This window comes from Mesorhizobium delmotii, assembly GCF_900149755.1.
In the GTDB taxonomy this organism is placed as follows: Bacteria; Pseudomonadota; Alphaproteobacteria; order Rhizobiales; family Rhizobiaceae; genus Mesorhizobium; species Mesorhizobium delmotii.
Window position 1 is genome coordinate 2420 of record NZ_FUIG01000036.1, and the last position, 15738, is coordinate 18157.

The window sequence follows — 15738 nt, forward strand, 5'->3', positions numbered from 1 at the left end:
GCCGGTGATCCGTGCAAGTGCGTGGCGTGGATCACCCCAGCTATCTCGTGGCCGTCCCATTGCCAACGTCCTCTTTTCAACCGGCCGAGCCTCCCAGTCGCCGGATCAATGATGACGATCCCCTCTGAATAGTTTTTTGAAGAGCATGACGGTCTACGCCGTCTTACTGTGGTTCCGGCTTTGCCATAGCCTTCTCTGCCGCGCAGGCGGCAAAGTGCTATGACTCTACCGTGCATTGGCCTTGGAAAATACGACGGCTGGACCACAATAATGAGGTTTAGGCTGAAGACTTTTCAGAGAAACCCCCAAAAAGGAAACAGCAGCTCTTCCGGTCCTTACGAGCCCGGCCGTTCCTATCGGCCGGTAATCATCGCAGGCCATCGTGCCTGTCCTTCCACGACCGGAGCCGAAGCGATTTTTCTGCTAGCAGCTTCACGCTGGGTCCTGTTCCAAGCCGAACTCGCTGGCAAGGCGCATAGGGCATCAGGAACCGCTTTGGCGACGACGTGAGTTGGCGCCGGTCAGAACGCGACCTGCTCTGCAGCGCCCTAAGCCGCCTGTTGTTGGGCGGCGCGTGCTCCGAATGAGCATTCGAGGCGAACAGCGTTTCCTTTGGGTGGCAAAGAACAGCACCTGATACTTTTATAGTCTACCAAATCGCTGGACATACTAGCAGAGAAATTCGGAGCCTTCCCAAAACTGGAGCAAGACGATGGTGTTAGCTGTGGAGAGATTTTCAAGAAGGAGGTTTGGTGGGTTCGTGACCGCGTTCGCGGTAGGCTTGGTCGCTTCTTTCTCCCCCCTCATTGCCCAGGCGGGTAGCCCGGACGCTGGCAAACTGCCGACCAAAATCCCGGCGGGCACTGTGCTTCGTATCGGCGATCCCGAGACGCAAAGGGCCCTGGAATTATCGGGGCTGATCGATCAACTGCCGTTTGAGGTCGAATGGGCCAATATCAGCGGCGGTCCACAGACAATCGAAGCTTTTCGCGCCAACGCATTGGACGTCGGATCCGTTGCCGACATTCCACCCATCCACGCGACCTGGACGGGGCTCAAGGTAAAGATCATTGCCGCGAAGTTCCGCAAGGAACCGGTTGCGCACCCGATTTATCAACTCGGCATTGCACCGGGAGTCGAGCTCAAGACGCTCGCGGATTTGCGCGGCAAACGGATTGCTTTCAGCCCCGGTCAGGCACAAGGCGCGCTGGTGTTGAGGATCCTGCAGGCCGCCAGCCTGGAAAAGGAGGATGTAGATCTCATCGAACTGCCCAGCAAAGGCGATGCCTATCCGGTGGCACTTGCCGGCAAGCAAGTCGACGTCGCGCCGATCTCGGGCGTCCTCATCAAGCGCTATCTCCGCCAGTATGGCGCCGACGGCGCTGCCACCATCCCGCACGGCTTGCGCGATGATCCAGCCCATCTCTATGCCCCACAAGCCGTGCTTGACGACCCGGCCAAAGCAGCCGCTCTCGGCGAATATGTGCGCTACTGGGCGCTAGCCGCCCGTTGGGTGGAAGAGCATCCCAAGGAGTGGATCGAGGGATACTACGTCGCCACCCAGGGCCTCAACACAGAAGATGGCCAGTATCTGGTCGACGCTGATGGTCGGTTCGACATCCCCTCCGACTGGAACGACGTGATCGTGCGCCAGCAGGCGACGATCGATCTCCTGGCCAAGGAGTTGAACAAGCCCGCGATCAAGGCCGAGGACCTGTTCGACAGGCGCTTCGAGGCGATCGCCACAAACGCGCTGAACGCTTCCTGACGCCTCCTTTCCGAGACCGGAGACGACACCGATGAACGCATTCTCCAACACCGCCGCAGTTGCCCCCGCCTTTCCTGCCGCATCGGATGAAAGGTTGTTGATCCCGCCAGCCGTGGAGCCCCGCAAGACCGGGACGAGGCGACTCGCACTTGGGCGAACGATCCCGTTTGGCGCGCTGATCGGGCCCGCACTTCTTCTCGTGATCTGGTCCATCGGCAGTATCGCCGGCCTGATCGATCCAAGAACGCTGCCGGCGCCTTGGTCGGTTGTCGGCACCGCCATCGATCTCATCGCCGAAGGGAAGCTTCAGCATCATTTGATGACGTCTGCCTGGCGGGCAGCACAGGGGCTGGTGTTCGGAATCCTGATTGGGACCATCCTTGCTCTCATTTCAGGTTTGTCGCGGCTTGGTGAGGCCATCATCGACGGCCCTGTTCAGATCAAGCGGGCGATACCGACGCTCGCTCTGATCCCGCTGCTGATGCTGTGGTTCGGCATCGGCGAGGGCATGAAAGTAACGACCATCGCGCTGGCTGTCCTGATCCCGATCTATATCCAGACCCACAGCAGCTTGCGCAGCATAGACAGCCGTTATGTCGAACTGGCCCAGACCTTGCGAATGGGCTACGGCGAATTCATCCGCCAGGTCATCCTGCCCGGCGCCCTTCCAGGGTTCTTCCTTGGCCTGCGTTTTGCGGTGACCTATGCCTGGCTGTCTCTGGTGGTGGTGGAACAGGTCAATGCCACCAGCGGCATCGGCTACATGATCGATCTCGCACGCAACTACGGCCAGACCGACATCATCATCGTCGGCCTCGTCGTCTACGCATTGCTCGGTCTAGCCTCCGACGGCATCGTCCGCTTCTTCCAGGAAAGGTCCCTGTCATGGCGTCGCACCTTGGCGGATTGAGCGGCGCGCCGGTGGTGCGGGTCGAGAGCCTTGTGAGAAGTTTCGGGCCGCGAACCATCCTCGACGGCCTCAGCCTCGACATCGAGAAGGGGGAGTTCGTCGCCCTTCTCGGCCGTAGCGGGTCGGGCAAGAGTACATTGTTGCGCGCGCTCGCCGATCTCGACGACAAAGTCTCCGGCTCCGGCCGACTCGAAACACCCGACAAGAAATCGGTGGTGTTCCAGGATGCCCGGCTGTTGCCATGGAAACGAGTGCTGGAGAATGTGGTTCTTGGCCTCGACCTGCCGGAAGCCGCCGAACGCGGACGGGTAGCTCTCGAAGAGGTTGGCCTGAGCGGCCGCGAGAACGCGTGGCCGGTCGAACTCTCTGGTGGCGAGCAGCAGCGGGTGGCATTGGCGCGCTCGCTGGTTCGTGATCCTGAGCTGCTGCTAGCGGACGAGCCGTTTGGCGCGCTCGACGCGCTGACCCGCCGCCGCATGCACGATCTGCTGCGCCAGCTCTGCGCCCGTCACCAGCCGGCCGTGCTGCTGGTTACCCATGATGTGGACGAAGCCGTAACGCTGGCGGACCGGGTTTTGGTGCTCGACAACGGCGCGATCGCCGCCGACATCGCGATCGATATCCCCACGCCACGCGATCACGGCGATCGCCGGTTCGGCGAGATCCGCTCCCAACTTCTGCGTCATCTCGGCGTCGAGACAAAGCCTGTGTTGCCCGTCTGAACGGCCCCCCAAGACCTGTCGCTCAGCATCACCAGCCCAGGAGGACGAACTATGCCCGCCGAAAAACGACAATTGAATCTCAACCTTTTCATCTATCCTGGCGGCCATCATGAAGCCGGCTGGCGCTACAAGGATTCCGCCCCTGAGAGAGTGCTCGATATCTCCTATTATCAGGAACTGGCGAAAAAGGCCGAGGCGAGCAAATTCGACGCGCTGTTCTTTGCCGATGGGCCCGCGCTTGCCGACAACATTCGCTACGCAAGCCGCTTCAGACTGGAGCCGCTGACATGGATTTCGGCTCTCGCTGCTGTGACGGAACGCATCGGCTTCATCGCCACGGCTTCGACCACCTACAACGAACCCTACAACCTGGCCCGGCTGTTTGCTTCTTTCGATCATTTGAGCGGCGGGCGCGCCGGCTGGAACATCGTCACGACGGGCGATGCGTCCGCAGCTTTGAATTTCGGCTTTGACCGACATCCAACCCACGCCGATCGTTACGAGCGCGCCGGCGAGTTCGTTGATGTGGTGACGAAGCTCTGGGACAGTTGGGAGGACGACGCGCTCGTCTCGGACAGGGAGTCCGGAATCTTTGCCGACACCGACAAGATCCACCCAATCAACCACATCGGCAAATACCATCGGGTGAAGGGACCGCTCACGCTTCCGCGCTCGCCGCAGGGGCGTCCGGTCTACGTCCAGGCAGGTTCGTCGCAAGACGGACGGTCATTCGCAAGCCGCTATGCCGAGGCGATATTCACAGCCCATCAGACACTCGGCAACGCGCAGGAATTTTACGCTGACATCAAAGCGCGCGTGAAGTCGGTTGGCCGCAACCCTGACCACGTCAAGGTCTTGCCCGGCATCAGCCCCTTCATCGGTTCCACCGAGGCGGAAGCCCGCGCGCTGCATGACGAGTTCAATGAGCTGACGCAGCCGGAATATTCTCTTCACCAGCTACGCCGCATCGTAGACGCCGACCTTTCCAGCTACGATCTGGACGGGCCATTTCCGCGTGAGCTTACCCACGTAGAGGGCGAGCGCGGTGCGAGCAGCCGCTTCCACGTCGTCCTCGACATCATCGAGCGCGAAAATCCAACTATCCGCCAGTTGCTCCACCGCCTCGCCGGGGCGCGCGGCCATTGGGTCCAGGCCGGGACGCCCGAACAGATTGCCGACAAGATCCAGGAATGGTTCGACAATGGTGCCGCGGACGGCTTCAATATCATGCCACCCTATCTGCAAGGCGGGTTCGCTATATTCGCCGAAGAGGTGGTACCGATCTTGCGCAAGCGCGGACTTTTCCGGCACGACTATGACGGGGCAACGCTGAGAGATCATTTCGGTTTGCCGCGCCCGGAAAATACGTTCAGCCGGCCGCAAAAGGCGACCGCCTGAGCTACCTTCGCATCGGGCATTCAACCTAAAAGCGTTACGCCAACACCATTATGGCTTGCTGCCGGGCCATCGTCCCAATCTGTCGCGATGCGTGAGTAAGGCGGTGTTCATCGCCTTTCGCCAGGGGGCCGTTGGAAGTCGCTGACGCGACATCCCCGTGGCAGAAATCGAACTTAAGCGGCGGCCTCCCGGCGGTGCTGTTCGACGGCAGAGCCATCGGACGAGCTGCATAGGCTGAGAGTTGGCGCGTGGCCATCGCCGAACCGTCGGCCGGGGTGACCTGGCTCGGCCGCCCTGCGGCCACAACCGACGCTTTCCGTCCCTGCTGCCCAGACATAGCCCTCCGAAATGAGTTGGTCGAATGCGGCGGTCACAGTCTCCTCGAAACACCCAGTTCTTCCGCAAGCGAGCGACTTGAAGGTAGAGCGTCACCGACACCGTCCTCACGCCTCGATCTGCTTGACCAAGGATTGATAAATTCGACGCGTCGCTCCCGTCCTGCGAGAACCCTCCTTATACTGGACCAATGAAAATCTCCAAAAGTGGCAGTTTAATTTGGGCCAGCCAACTGCAATGTTAGCTTGTAGTCAAGGAAGCGATCGTCACTGGTCGCGCGGCTCATGGATTGCTTGCGCTTGAATTGATGGAGTTGCCTGGATGTTTGAGGGTCCCATCATCGATGGTCGAATTCAGAATATTGCATCGGGATTTAGGGCGTTGGTAACCATGCCCGACGAAGCGCTGCCGGAGGCGACGGATGCCCTGGTCGAAGGGCTGAACGCGTTGATGCCGGGCTACAGGATCGTCAGCCAAGCTATCGCCATCACCAAATGACGTTTCCGGTCGGTCGCATTTATTGATTTGAATGAGAATTTCAAGGGCTCCGAGAATGAATGTCGATCTCCATCAGTTGCTCATTGTCTTTGCTGCATATGTCATTGCCGCGGGAAGCCCGGGCCCCAGCAACATGCGCATCATGGGCGTGGCGATGGCTCGCGGCAGAGGTGCTGCGCTCATGCTCGCCTCGGGCGTCGTCAGCGGCTCGATCTTCTGGGGTCTGATGGCCTCGACCGGCATCTCCGCCCTGTTGGCCAGGTACGCCCAGGCACTGCTCGTTCTGCAGATTTTCGGCGGCCTCTACCTGCTATTCCTCGCCTTCAGGGCGGGACGGTCGGCGCTTACGTCGAACGAGAAGCTGGCGGCACGCGCGTCGGCCGACGAAGTCGCTCTTTCACGGGGTGAGCTCTATAGAAGGGGCCTCTTGATGCATTTGGCGAACCCAAAATCCGTGCTGGCATGGATCGCGCTCGTCACGCTGGGGATCGGCCCGAATTCGTCGTGGCAGAGCATCGCGGCGATATTGGGCGGCTGTGCCGTCCTAAGTGTCACGATCTTCTGCGGCTACGCCATTGTCTTCTCCACACCGCCGATGGTGGCTCTGTATCGCCGCTGTCGCCGCTGGATCGAAAGTCTGCTGGCGATCTTCTTCGCGTTCGCCGGGCTGCGTATGCTGCTTTCCCGTATGTAGTTTCGAAAAGATAGATGATGACTTTGTTTCGTGGCCTGTCGGCGTTCCCCCTCACGCCAACCGATACGGAAGGGCATGTCGACACCGAGGCACTGGCTCGTTTTCTCGAGCGCATTCACCACGCGGGAGCAGACTCCATCGGGCTGCTCGGAAGCACGGGCGGCTATGCTTACCTCACGAGGGAGCAAAGGAAGCGTGCCGTCCAGGCTGCCGTGGAATGCATCGGCGGCAAAACGCCTCTTGTCGTGGGTGTGGGTGCATTTCGTACCGACGATGCTCAGCGCACAGAATTCCTGACAGTCCCCAGCGAACACCATGCTTGATTCCCGGACTGCGGATACCAAAGCCAAAGGCGCTTTTGTCATTGCCCAAGTGACAATCCAATACGCCAACAGAGAAATCATGCCCCCGAGCACTCCGACCTTCCAGCATTTCTGCAGCGAGACCCGAACCTGCCCCCTTCGCAGATACAACGCACCAAGGTTATCGGAATACCGTTGAAGAGGTGAGACCAGAAAGTGTAGCTTTCTGCGCTTTCGGCAAGACGGGCGCCTAAACCATCTACGACCGTATATCCGGTGATAAATACGCCCGTGCCCACCGCATACAGCATTGCTTTTGGTTCCCGGAAGCCTCCCGCGCCATGCGTCACGGTTAGGCTCATGATACCCAGAGCGATAACAACAACCGAAAAGCCAGCCTGCATGGTCAGTGTTTCACCCACGATCGCGACGGAGATGAACGCTACGACCAGCGGTGAGCAACCCCGAGAAATGGGGTAAACGTGGCTCAGACCTCCATAACGATATGCATTGATCAGAAATACGCAGTAGGCAGTATTAAGCACACATGAAGCCCAAATATATGGCCAGCTTTCTTGCGTCGGGAACGCCACAAATGGGACAACCACCATACCGACGGCAACCTGGCTCATCATCATGACTGCTATCATGACTAGCCTGTCGGCATTCACCTTGACCAAGACGTTCCATGCCGCATGCAAAACAGCCGCGCCAAACACCATCGCAAACACTCCCGTCGTCATATCAAACTCCGTGTTTGGTAGTGTCCACCCTAGTGTCCATCTCGGCTCGTCTCGGTTTTAGCCACTAACTCCTGCAACGTAGCGGGTTGTAGGAGGTTTGCGACAAAGCCTTATTCGACCTGGATTGCCGGCCATGACGACGCGGATCGCCACTACAACATCGGCGCCAACTCGTCCGCTCGGCCGAGGCGCGCGGCGGCCACTGGCGCGACGTCGTCGATGAGTTGCGGCCACACAAACAATCGATCTGGCAGAGTTGGTCGATTGCCCAAAGGTTCTTCCGTCACCTGAAGGCCTGATGGGATATCCACGGGCATCGTATGGCGCCTCAGGTAAGCGAGCGCCTGTCGGAGGCAAACGCCAAGGGCCACGTCGGAAATGCTCGCTACGCCGGTCGACTGATGCCCAGTCGCCTCATTTCCCGATAGACAGTCGATCGGCCGAGACCCAATGCCTGCGCTATACAGGCGGCGTGGCCGTTGCACGGCCGAAACGGAAACGCTTTGCGAACTCTCGATCTGGGGAACTTCAAGGGGCAAATCGTGACCCTGAGTTGCCCTTCATATTTCGCTGCCTTATAGCTGCCATTCACGGCAAGCAGTACGATTGACTCAAACGAAATTGACTGAACGAAGATCCTTCACGCCTTGATTGAAGATTGGCAGTTTTGCGTGCAAAGACGACGTCGGAGTCGTCCAAGAACCCAGCTGTGGCTATCGCCAAAATTTAGCCCGCTACCGACAAAACGGGCTAAGGTTTTAGCGAAATGGATGGCTGGTTGAAGAATAAGAAGCTGGAGAAGCGAGCGCGCCGTGGTACGCCCATCGCACAGGTTGCCGCATTGCCTTATCGCCGCACTGCAGACGGAGACGATGAAATCTTGCTGCTAACGTCTCGGCAAACAGGCCGCTTCATCTTGCCCAAGGGGTGGCCGATGAAGGGTCGACAAGACTGCGAGGCTGCAGCTCAAGAGGCGGGTGAGGAAGCCGGCGTAGTGGGTACTTTGCATGAGCAATCCGTTGGCAGCTTCCATTATTGGAAGCGATTGAAGGACACGTTTGTCCCGGTAAGTGTTGAAGTATACCCGCTTTATGTGCAGCAGGAGCTGGATGAATGGAAGGAGCAGAAGTATCGAAGACGGGCCTGGCTTAAGCCGGATCAAGCAGCACTCCTGGTCGATGAACCTGAGTTGGCTGCCCTATTGGAATCTATAGCGCCTGAACTGGCTCATTTCTGAACGCTAGGATAAAACATGCTCAATTACCTGGCTCACCCGCATCGCTCTCAACGAGGCGCTCCGGCGAGCGTGAAAGCGTCGGCCTTCCGCTGAACTGGCGGAACTGAATGACGGAGGCTCGGTGTTTCTGTCGCAAACGGAATGGCAGCCATATCTGGGACGAAGCCCTCTCTTTTTCGGGGAGCGCGCTTGTTATGTTCAAAGGCTGTCATTTCGACCGAACAGTGATCTTGCTGTGCGTGCGCTGGTATCTGGCCTACAATCTCGGCCTGCGCGTCCGGAGGAGATGATGGCCGAACGCGGCCTGAACGTCGACCATTCGACTGTGCACCGCTGGGTCGTCCACTTCTCGCCTCAGCTTCTGGAGCGCTTCAACGGGCGCAAGCGCGCCGTCACCGGCAAGTGGCACATGGACGAGACATACATCAAGATACGCGGCCAATGGATGTATCTATCGCGCCGTCGACGGCGTCGGCGACACGGTCGAGTTCTTCTTCAGCGAACACCGCGACCTGCCGGCAGCCAAGCGCTCCTTCCGGAAGGCCCCTGGAGCGCCACGGCAGACCGGATCGCATCGTCATCGACGGCAGCCCGGCCAATCATGAGGCGATCATTTCCTGCGACGCCGAACACCGTCTGCGGAATCGATCGCGACGAGCGCTGAAGCCGATCCGCATCCGCAAGAGCAAGTACCTCAACAATCGGATCGAGCAGGACCATCGGCGCATCAAGCGCCGCACGTCTAGGCAGCGGTCTTGATCTCGGCCATGACGCCGACGATGTCGTTCACCACCGTCTCGACCAGCTTCTGGTCGTTGCCCTCGGCCATAACCCGAATCAGGGGCTCGGTGCCGGAAGGCCGGATCACTAGGCGGCCGGACTTGCCGAGCCGGTTGCGGGCATCCTCGATCGCGGCCTTGACGGGTGCTGTCTCCAGGGGCTCGCCGCCGGAAAAGCGCACATTCTTCATGAGCTGCGGCACCGGCTCGAACTTTTTGCAGATCTCGCTGACCGGCTTGTTCTGGCGCTTGACGCAGGCCAGCACCTGCAGCGCCGAGACCAGCCCGTCGCCGGTGGTGGAGAAATCAGACAGCACGATATGGCCGGACTGCTCGCCGCCGACATTCAGCCCATGCGCGCGCATGTGCTCGACCACGTAACGGTCGCCGACCTGGGTTCGGTGAAGTTGCAGGCCGGCTTCACCGAGGAAGCGTTCGAGGCCGAGATTGGACATGACGGTGGCGACGACGCCGCCGCCTGCCAGGCGGCCGCTCTGATGCCAGGATTCGGCGATCAGCGCCATGATCTGGTCGCCGTCGACGACAGCGCCGTTCTCGTCGACGATGACCATGCGGTCGGCGTCGCCATCGAGCGCTATGCCGATGTCGGCGCGCACTTCATGAACCTTCTTGGAAAGGCCCACCGGGTGCGTCGAACCGCATTCCTCGTTGATGTTGAAGCCGTTCGGCTCGTTGTTGATGGTGATGACCTCGGCGCCGAGTTCCCAAAGCGCTGCCGGCGCCACCTTGTAGGCGGCGCCGTTGGCGCAATCGACCACGATGCGCAGGCCCGCCAGCGACATGGACCGCGGCAGAGTGCGTTTGGCGAATTCGATATAGCGGTCGTGCACGCCGTCCACGCGCTTGGCGCGCCCGAGCCCATCCGCGTCGGCCAGCGAAATGTCGACATCCTGGTCGAGCTGCGCCTCGATGCGCATCTCGATCTCGTCCGACAGCTTGTAGCCGTCGGGGCCGAACAGCTTGATGCCGTTATCGTAATAGGGATTGTGCGATGCCGAGATCATCACGCCGATATCGGCGCGCAGCGACCGCGCCAGCATGGCGACCGCCGGCGTCGGAATCGGCCCCAGCAGGAACACATCCATGCCGGCGGCACAGAAGCCCGCGACCAGCGCGTTCTCGATCATATAGCCCGACAGCCGCGTATCCTTGCCGAGCACGACGCGATGGCGATGGTGGCCGCGCTGGAACGACAGGCCGGCAGCCATGCCGACCTTCATCGCAACCTCGGCGGTCATCGGAAATTTGTTGGCCCCTCCCCGGATCCCGTCCGTTCCGAAATATCGTCTCGTCATCTTACTCGACGTGCCCATATATGATTCACCCAAGTGTCGCCTCGTGGACATTCCCACAGGCAGCCAGTGTCCGAGTGACTGGCCGCTTGCCACTCCGCATCTTCTTTGCAGGATACCATGATTGTCAGGACGAAAGGTGTCCTTAGCTCACAATCTGGGGTGAGGACAAGAGCTGTACAAAATCTTGCGCTAAGCCCGAACGGATCGTGAAACTCATGCGGCTCGCCGGGTTGGGGTCGGTAGCCTAAGGGTTCGAAAGCCTTCGGGCATCTGATGCTCGGTGTCCCAGATGTAGATGCCTGTCAGGTTGATATGTTCCCAACTCAGCGGCGAGATATGCTTCAACAGCGTATCTGGAATGTTTCGCCCTGGCCTGCCGGCCATCTCCCCCGCAAGGAGGGAGATTGGCAGCTTCGCCGCTGCGCCCATCTCTGCAACATTGATGATTGGCGAAAGCATTAGTGACATATAAATGCCGGTGCTGCCGAGCAGGCCGATGGAATCGACCTCAGCCGCGATCAGCCGGCTGACCAGTTTCCGTAGCGCGTCAACGTCGACCCGGCCGGAACGATCGGCGGGGGTGATCGGAAAAGCAGACAGGCCGTTCGCGAAAAATCATGGTTCAATTCCTCGATCGGTGGGGACGAAACCCGGCCAGTAGTGGCCGTCAGGCGTCGGCCGCTTGCCGAAGATGGCCTGACCGACGCGCACGACAGTGGCGCCTTCCTCGATGGCTTCCTCGAAGTCTCCGGTCATACCCATGGAGAGCCCGGTGAGCGCGGCGTTGTGCTTCACGGCTTTGTCCCGCAGCCGGCGCAGCAGAATGAAGCAAGGCCGCACCTTGGCCATGTCGGAGGAAAACAGCGCAAGTGTCATCAACCCGCATGGCCGGAGACGGGGAACCTGATCGAAGGTCTCCACGAAGGGCAGCAGTGCGTTCGGATGGAGGCCGAACTTGCTGTCCTCGCCAGACGTGTTGACCTGCACATAGACGTCGAGGAAGCGATCTTCGCGCTCCAGCCTCGTGTTCAGAAGGTCGGCGAGCCGCAGGCTGTCGAGCGCATGAAACTCACGCGCGAAGCGGGTCAGATATTTGGCCTTGTTGGTCTGCAGATGTCCGACGATGCTCCAGTCGATGGCGAGATCGTGAAGCGCCTCGCACTTTGTCATTGCCTCCTGGATCTTGTTCTCGCCGAAGGTGCTGATGCCGACGTCGAAGGCATATCGCAGGATATGGGCCGGCACCGTCTTGGTGATCGGCAGCAACCGCACGGAGGCACGGTCGCGCCCGGCCCTTGCGCAAGCAAGCGTGATGCGCTCTTCAACCGACGCCAGATTGGTGCGGAAGCTGGTAAGGGGATCAGGCCCGAAGCGTTCGACGTCCTCGGGCGAAAGCGGCGGATTGTTCGTGCCCATTGTGATCTGCCCCTGTCGTAGACAAGCTCGTTGGCCTTGAGCCACGTGTAGCCGACGCCACTAAGAAACACGAGGCTCTTGTCGGGCGCTGCATAGATGGTCCGATCCGCCGCCGTAGCCACGGCAGACAATGTGCAGACGGTGGCGAAAGCAAGAATTGCAACTGATGATGTGCAGCGATTCATGGGGCGGCCTCCTTGGCCCCCCAGGGATCGGGATAGCCCGTTTGTGATTTTCCGTTAAACGTCGGCGGCTCTCAGCGCCTGTACGCGGGGAGTTGTTTGTCGCGTCGACCATTCCTGGGCATTGGTGCAAAGACGTTGAACTCCGATGCGATGTCGAGGACGGCTTTGGTCATTGCCCTTTGTCTGGTGCGCACCGCGCTCGTTGCCCGTTCTACATGGGTAGCGGTGGGCTGCCTTGAGCTGGATCAGTTTTAGGGCGAACGGCCTGGTTGAATTCCGGCTCGCGACCGCGTTGCGGGGCCAATTGCAGCGGCGTCGGCAAACGAGCCACCCCCCGGCCTTGCCGGTCATGCGTTCGCTGACCCCAATTCCCGAAGCTCGTCGAGCATGGCGACGTCGAGCCGGCTGGGGCAATCTGCCATGCGCCCCTGCTCCTCGGCGTGTTGCCCGCGCCGTTGCGGACCAGAGGCCGCGATAGCACCGGCGCAATTAACCAGCGGTGTTGCGCCACCCAACTCTTGTACCACGCCTTGTGACCCGGTCCGGATTGCACCAGACGGAGTTTCCAATGCGTTTTTCGACTCGGCTCACCCCTCGTATCGTAAGCTTCTGTGTCCTTGCACGTTCGGGCACCGCCTCAGCAACACGCTTTGTGTCCCGCGTCCAATCGTCGACGACAGTGTGGAACGGTCGGAGACGAAGTCGAGCGATCACTACTGCTTAAGACTCGGCAGTACCAGCATCGGCACGGCGGCGGGCGGTCAGCTTCTCGCGATAGAACCGAAGAGCTCTTGTGGCATCTCGTCGCCCATTCCCACACATTTGCGACGGAGGCGGCGAAAGCCGAGATTTGTCTAACGCGAACATGCCCGCTCTCTACGACAACAGCCAAGCATTGCGAGCAGCGCGGAGCCGTGACGAACGATCTTCCAGTCGGCTTATCTCTCCTCGGAACTGTCGGCAATGTGGCCGCCGGTCTGCCGCCGCCACAGGCGGGCATACAGGCCGTCGCGTTTGAGTAGCTCCGAGGGGGAGCCCTCCTCAACGATGCGCCCTTTGTCGAGCACGACGATCCTGTCCATGCTGGCAATCGTCGACAGGCGGTGGGCAATGGCGATCACCGTCTTGCCCTCCATTATAAGCTCGAGTTTTTCTTGGACCGCCGCCTCGGCTTCACTGTCCAGGGCAGAAGTCGCCTCGTCTAGAAGGAGGATTGGCGCGTCCTTAAGCAGCACCCGAGCGATGGCGACCCGCTGACGCTGGCCGCCAGAAAGCTTCACCCCGCGGTCACCGACGAAAGCATCGTAGCCGGTGCGGTTTTCGCTGTCCTTGAGATCGGCCACGAAACCGTCCGCATCGGCCAGCATTGCGGCGCGTTCGACCTCCTCCGGCGAGGCATCCGGCCGGCCGTAACGGATATTGTCCCCGACAGAGCGATGGAGCAACGAGACATCCTGGGTCACGACCCCGATATTCTGACGCAGGCTTGCCTGCGTCACCGAACGGATATCCTGGCCGTCGACGACGATTGCGCCATCGTTTACGTCGAAGAACCGCAGAAGCAGGCTGACAAGCGTTGACTTGCCGGACCCCGACATGCCGACGAGCCCGACCTTCTCGCCGGCGCGGACCCTGAGCGATAGATTCTCGATTACCCCTTTTCCTTGCCGGTATTCGAACCGGATATCCCTGAACTCGACCGTGCCGGCGACAACGGCCAGCGGCCTGGCTCCGGAGACATCGGTTACCGTTGAAGGCGTGGTGATGACCGGCATCGCGTCGCGTATCGTGCCCACAGCCTGGAATATCTGCTGTCCTAGCTGGAGAAAGGCCAGGGAGTTGGCGTTGAGCCGCTGAACGAGTGCGATTGAAGCAACAAATTGGCCGGTGGTGACAAAACCGGCCACGAGTCCCCAGAGCCCGACGGCGATGTTGGTCAGCGAAAGAAGGACGTTCAGCAGGACGACGCTGGTGTCGGTTGTTAAGTGGATGCGCCGTTCAAGCTGTTGCGTCTCGATGGCATCTCCCATGATGGTGCGCATTGCGTCCGCCTCGCTGTCTTCGGCCGCAAACAGCTTGACCACGTGGATGTTGCTGTAGAGGTCGGTCATGGCGCCGACGACGAGGCTGCGCGCGCGGGCAGAGTGGCGGGACCGCACGGCAAAATATGGCACTGCCACAACCGCGACTGCGACGTTCGCCATGATCCAAAAAAATACCGGAAGGGCCAGCGGCCAGGACAGCGTGGCAAGCAGCAAAAGCGAACCGAGAAACTGCACGAGAAAATACGGTATGCTGGAAGACGCTACGACGATCTGCTGCTGCACGGCGGCGGCGAGTTGCGAAATGCGCGACGCCACCTGGCCGGCGAAGAGATCGTGGAAGAATGCAAGGTCCTGACGTTCGACCGCCTTGTAGCCATGCCATTGCATAGCCGCGGGCATGCATACGGACACTGCCTGGGAACCCAATGTCTTGGCGATGAACATCAGCAGCGGTTGCACGGGGAACATCAGCAGGCCGAGGAATGTGAGCATAGGCCAAGCTTCCTCAAGGAAAACCGCCGCACCGTTCGTGCTCACCCCGTCCACAATGATATACATGCCCCAGATCACCGCGAGGTTGATTCCCTCGACCGCCATCATGAAGACGGCGATGGCCGCCAGCACGCCACGGAACATGCGTGCGAAATGCAGAAGCAGCGCAAACGGACCTGTTGCCGGCAAAGGCGCGTAGGGGATATCCAGCGGGCGGATAAGCGTCTCAAAGGGACGATAGATGAAATGCAAAGGCGACATGGCGGGTCAAACCGGCTGATCAGAAGAATGGGTGCGGCGCATCGGAGGAGTGCGAGAGCGCTCGCCCCCTGAACTGCCAAGCGCACGTTCCTCGTCCACACACAATGCGTTCCTGGCGCGCTTCGAGCGGACCACGCAAGGCTGAGGGGCGCACTTGAATATACATGCGAGCTGTGGCCACGTTCGAGAGCTGCATAGGGTGGCCCTCGTAGTGCTGGTGGACGGCTTGGCTGAAGGAGGCGCGATCTATGAGGAGGCGCCGCGGCTGGCTATAGCGGTCCAGCTCCCCAGGTGTGGCTGGGTTCATCGTCCTGTTCTGGCCGTCTGATTGCGGGCATCGAGCACGCTCCTGGTTGATTTCTCGGTCCTCCACGACGCCCTGCCGACGTCTCACTTACGAGATCAAAGCAATTTGCGTGCCGGATTTGCGCTCCGTTTCGTTCCACCGCTTGCTCGCCAGCCGGTGCCTGGCTGTAACGGCCAGCGGGTGGGGCTCCGACATTCTTGTTCAGTTTCGGACACGCTCGGGAAGACCGAATGGAACCTCGAGCATGTAATCGTCGCACCCGAGCCGAATTTCATCGTCACCGGCTCCCGACCAGGGCGCTTGCTGAAAAGAGCGCTTGCTGCGCCAGC

At 60.2% G+C, this 15738-nt stretch carries 11 protein-coding genes and 3 pseudogenes; 9 read left to right on the forward strand and 5 right to left on the reverse strand.

Annotated features, from left to right (window positions below; all coding sequences use genetic code 11):
• Nucleotides 1–715 precede the first annotated feature (715 nt).
• The 7 genes and pseudogenes from BQ8482_RS21315 to BQ8482_RS21345 all read left to right on the forward strand — a co-directional run.
• On the forward strand, nt 716–1768 hold the full coding sequence (locus BQ8482_RS21315; RefSeq protein WP_244602924.1) for an ABC transporter substrate-binding protein: 1053 nt from the start codon (nt 716–718) through the stop codon (nt 1766–1768).
• A 31-nt stretch (nt 1769–1799) separates the two neighbouring features.
• Entirely contained in the window at nt 1800–2678 is an 879-nt protein-coding gene (locus tag BQ8482_RS21320; protein WP_077378786.1) for an ABC transporter permease, read from the forward strand.
• The gene (locus BQ8482_RS21325) at nt 2654–3400 is read left to right on the forward strand and encodes an ABC transporter ATP-binding protein (protein WP_123149422.1); all 747 of its coding nucleotides are present in this window, start codon (nt 2654–2656) and stop codon (nt 3398–3400) included. The genes BQ8482_RS21320 and BQ8482_RS21325 overlap by 25 nt, the downstream gene beginning before the upstream one ends.
• 51 nt (nt 3401–3451) lie before the next feature.
• The gene (locus tag BQ8482_RS21330) at nt 3452–4798 is read left to right on the forward strand and encodes an LLM class flavin-dependent oxidoreductase (RefSeq protein ID WP_123149423.1); all 1347 of its coding nucleotides are present in this window, start codon (nt 3452–3454) and stop codon (nt 4796–4798) included.
• Nucleotides 4799–5455: 657 nt separating this feature from the next.
• Nucleotides 5456–5632: a hypothetical protein gene (locus BQ8482_RS38210; RefSeq protein ID WP_165848651.1), complete on the forward strand. Its 177-nt coding sequence runs from the start codon at nt 5456–5458 to the stop codon at nt 5630–5632.
• Between the two features lie 55 nt (nt 5633–5687).
• Nucleotides 5688–6326 (forward strand): LysE family translocator, encoded by a 639-nt coding sequence (locus tag BQ8482_RS21340; RefSeq protein ID WP_077378777.1) that lies wholly within the window; start codon nt 5688–5690, stop codon nt 6324–6326.
• 17 nt (nt 6327–6343) lie between these two features.
• Nucleotides 6344–6607 (forward strand): annotated as a pseudogene (locus BQ8482_RS21345) (dihydrodipicolinate synthase family protein); the annotation flags it as partial.
• A 119-nt stretch (nt 6608–6726) separates the two neighbouring features.
• On the opposite strand, the gene BQ8482_RS21350 reads toward BQ8482_RS21345, so the two are convergent.
• A complete protein-coding gene (locus BQ8482_RS21350) occupies nt 6727–7371 on the reverse strand; it encodes a DMT family transporter (protein WP_123149425.1) in 645 nt (214 codons plus the stop codon).
• A 778-nt stretch (nt 7372–8149) separates the two neighbouring features.
• Between BQ8482_RS21350 and BQ8482_RS21365 the strand changes: the two genes are divergently transcribed.
• Both BQ8482_RS21365 and BQ8482_RS21370 read left to right on the forward strand, forming a co-directional pair.
• Nucleotides 8150–8608, forward strand: coding sequence for an NUDIX hydrolase (locus tag BQ8482_RS21365; RefSeq protein ID WP_342188137.1), 459 nt, complete (start codon nt 8150–8152; stop codon nt 8606–8608).
• A 194-nt stretch (nt 8609–8802) separates the two neighbouring features.
• Nucleotides 8803–9346 (forward strand): annotated as a pseudogene (locus tag BQ8482_RS21370) (IS6 family transposase); the annotation flags it as partial.
• A 4-nt stretch (nt 9347–9350) separates the two neighbouring features.
• On the opposite strand, the gene glmM reads toward BQ8482_RS21370, so the two are convergent.
• From glmM to BQ8482_RS21400, 4 genes and pseudogenes are all read right to left on the reverse strand, one after another.
• Nucleotides 9351–10703 carry a phosphoglucosamine mutase gene (gene glmM, locus BQ8482_RS21375; RefSeq protein ID WP_123149483.1) on the reverse strand — a complete coding sequence of 451 codons (1353 nt, stop codon included), beginning with the start codon at nt 10701–10703 and terminating at the stop codon, nt 9351–9353.
• A gap of 483 nt (nt 10704–11186) precedes the next feature.
• Nucleotides 11187–11303: pseudogene (locus tag BQ8482_RS40620) on the reverse strand (dihydrodipicolinate synthase family protein); the annotation flags it as partial.
• Nucleotides 11304–11318: 15 nt separating this feature from the next.
• Entirely contained in the window at nt 11319–12119 is an 801-nt protein-coding gene (locus tag BQ8482_RS21390) for a YggS family pyridoxal phosphate-dependent enzyme (protein WP_123149427.1), read from the reverse strand.
• A 1123-nt stretch (nt 12120–13242) separates the two neighbouring features.
• Nucleotides 13243–15102 carry an ABC transporter ATP-binding protein gene (locus tag BQ8482_RS21400; protein ID WP_123149428.1) on the reverse strand — a complete coding sequence of 620 codons (1860 nt, stop codon included), beginning with the start codon at nt 15100–15102 and terminating at the stop codon, nt 13243–13245.
• Nucleotides 15103–15738 lie beyond the last annotated feature (636 nt).

What these genes read in the sequence shown, in the direction of transcription:
- BQ8482_RS21320 (WP_077378786.1), top strand. Translation starts at nt 1,800, where the DNA reads ATGAACGCATTCTCCAACACCGCCGCAGTTGCCCCCGCCTTTCCTGCC.
- BQ8482_RS21325 (WP_123149422.1), top strand. Translation starts at nt 2,654, where the DNA reads ATGGCGTCGCACCTTGGCGGATTGAGCGGCGCGCCGGTGGTGCGGGTC.
- BQ8482_RS21330 (WP_123149423.1), top strand. Translation starts at nt 3,452, where the DNA reads ATGCCCGCCGAAAAACGACAATTGAATCTCAACCTTTTCATCTATCCT.
- BQ8482_RS38210 (WP_165848651.1), top strand. Translation starts at nt 5,456, where the DNA reads ATGTTTGAGGGTCCCATCATCGATGGTCGAATTCAGAATATTGCATCG.
- BQ8482_RS21340 (WP_077378777.1), top strand. Translation starts at nt 5,688, where the DNA reads ATGAATGTCGATCTCCATCAGTTGCTCATTGTCTTTGCTGCATATGTC.
- BQ8482_RS21350 (WP_123149425.1), bottom strand. Translation starts at nt 7,371, where the DNA reads ATGACGACGGGAGTGTTTGCGATGGTGTTTGGCGCGGCTGTTTTGCAT.
- glmM (WP_123149483.1), bottom strand. Translation starts at nt 10,703, where the DNA reads ATGACGAGACGATATTTCGGAACGGACGGGATCCGGGGAGGGGCCAAC.
- BQ8482_RS21390 (WP_123149427.1), bottom strand. Translation starts at nt 12,119, where the DNA reads ATGGGCACGAACAATCCGCCGCTTTCGCCCGAGGACGTCGAACGCTTC.
- BQ8482_RS21400 (WP_123149428.1), bottom strand. Translation starts at nt 15,102, where the DNA reads ATGTCGCCTTTGCATTTCATCTATCGTCCCTTTGAGACGCTTATCCGC.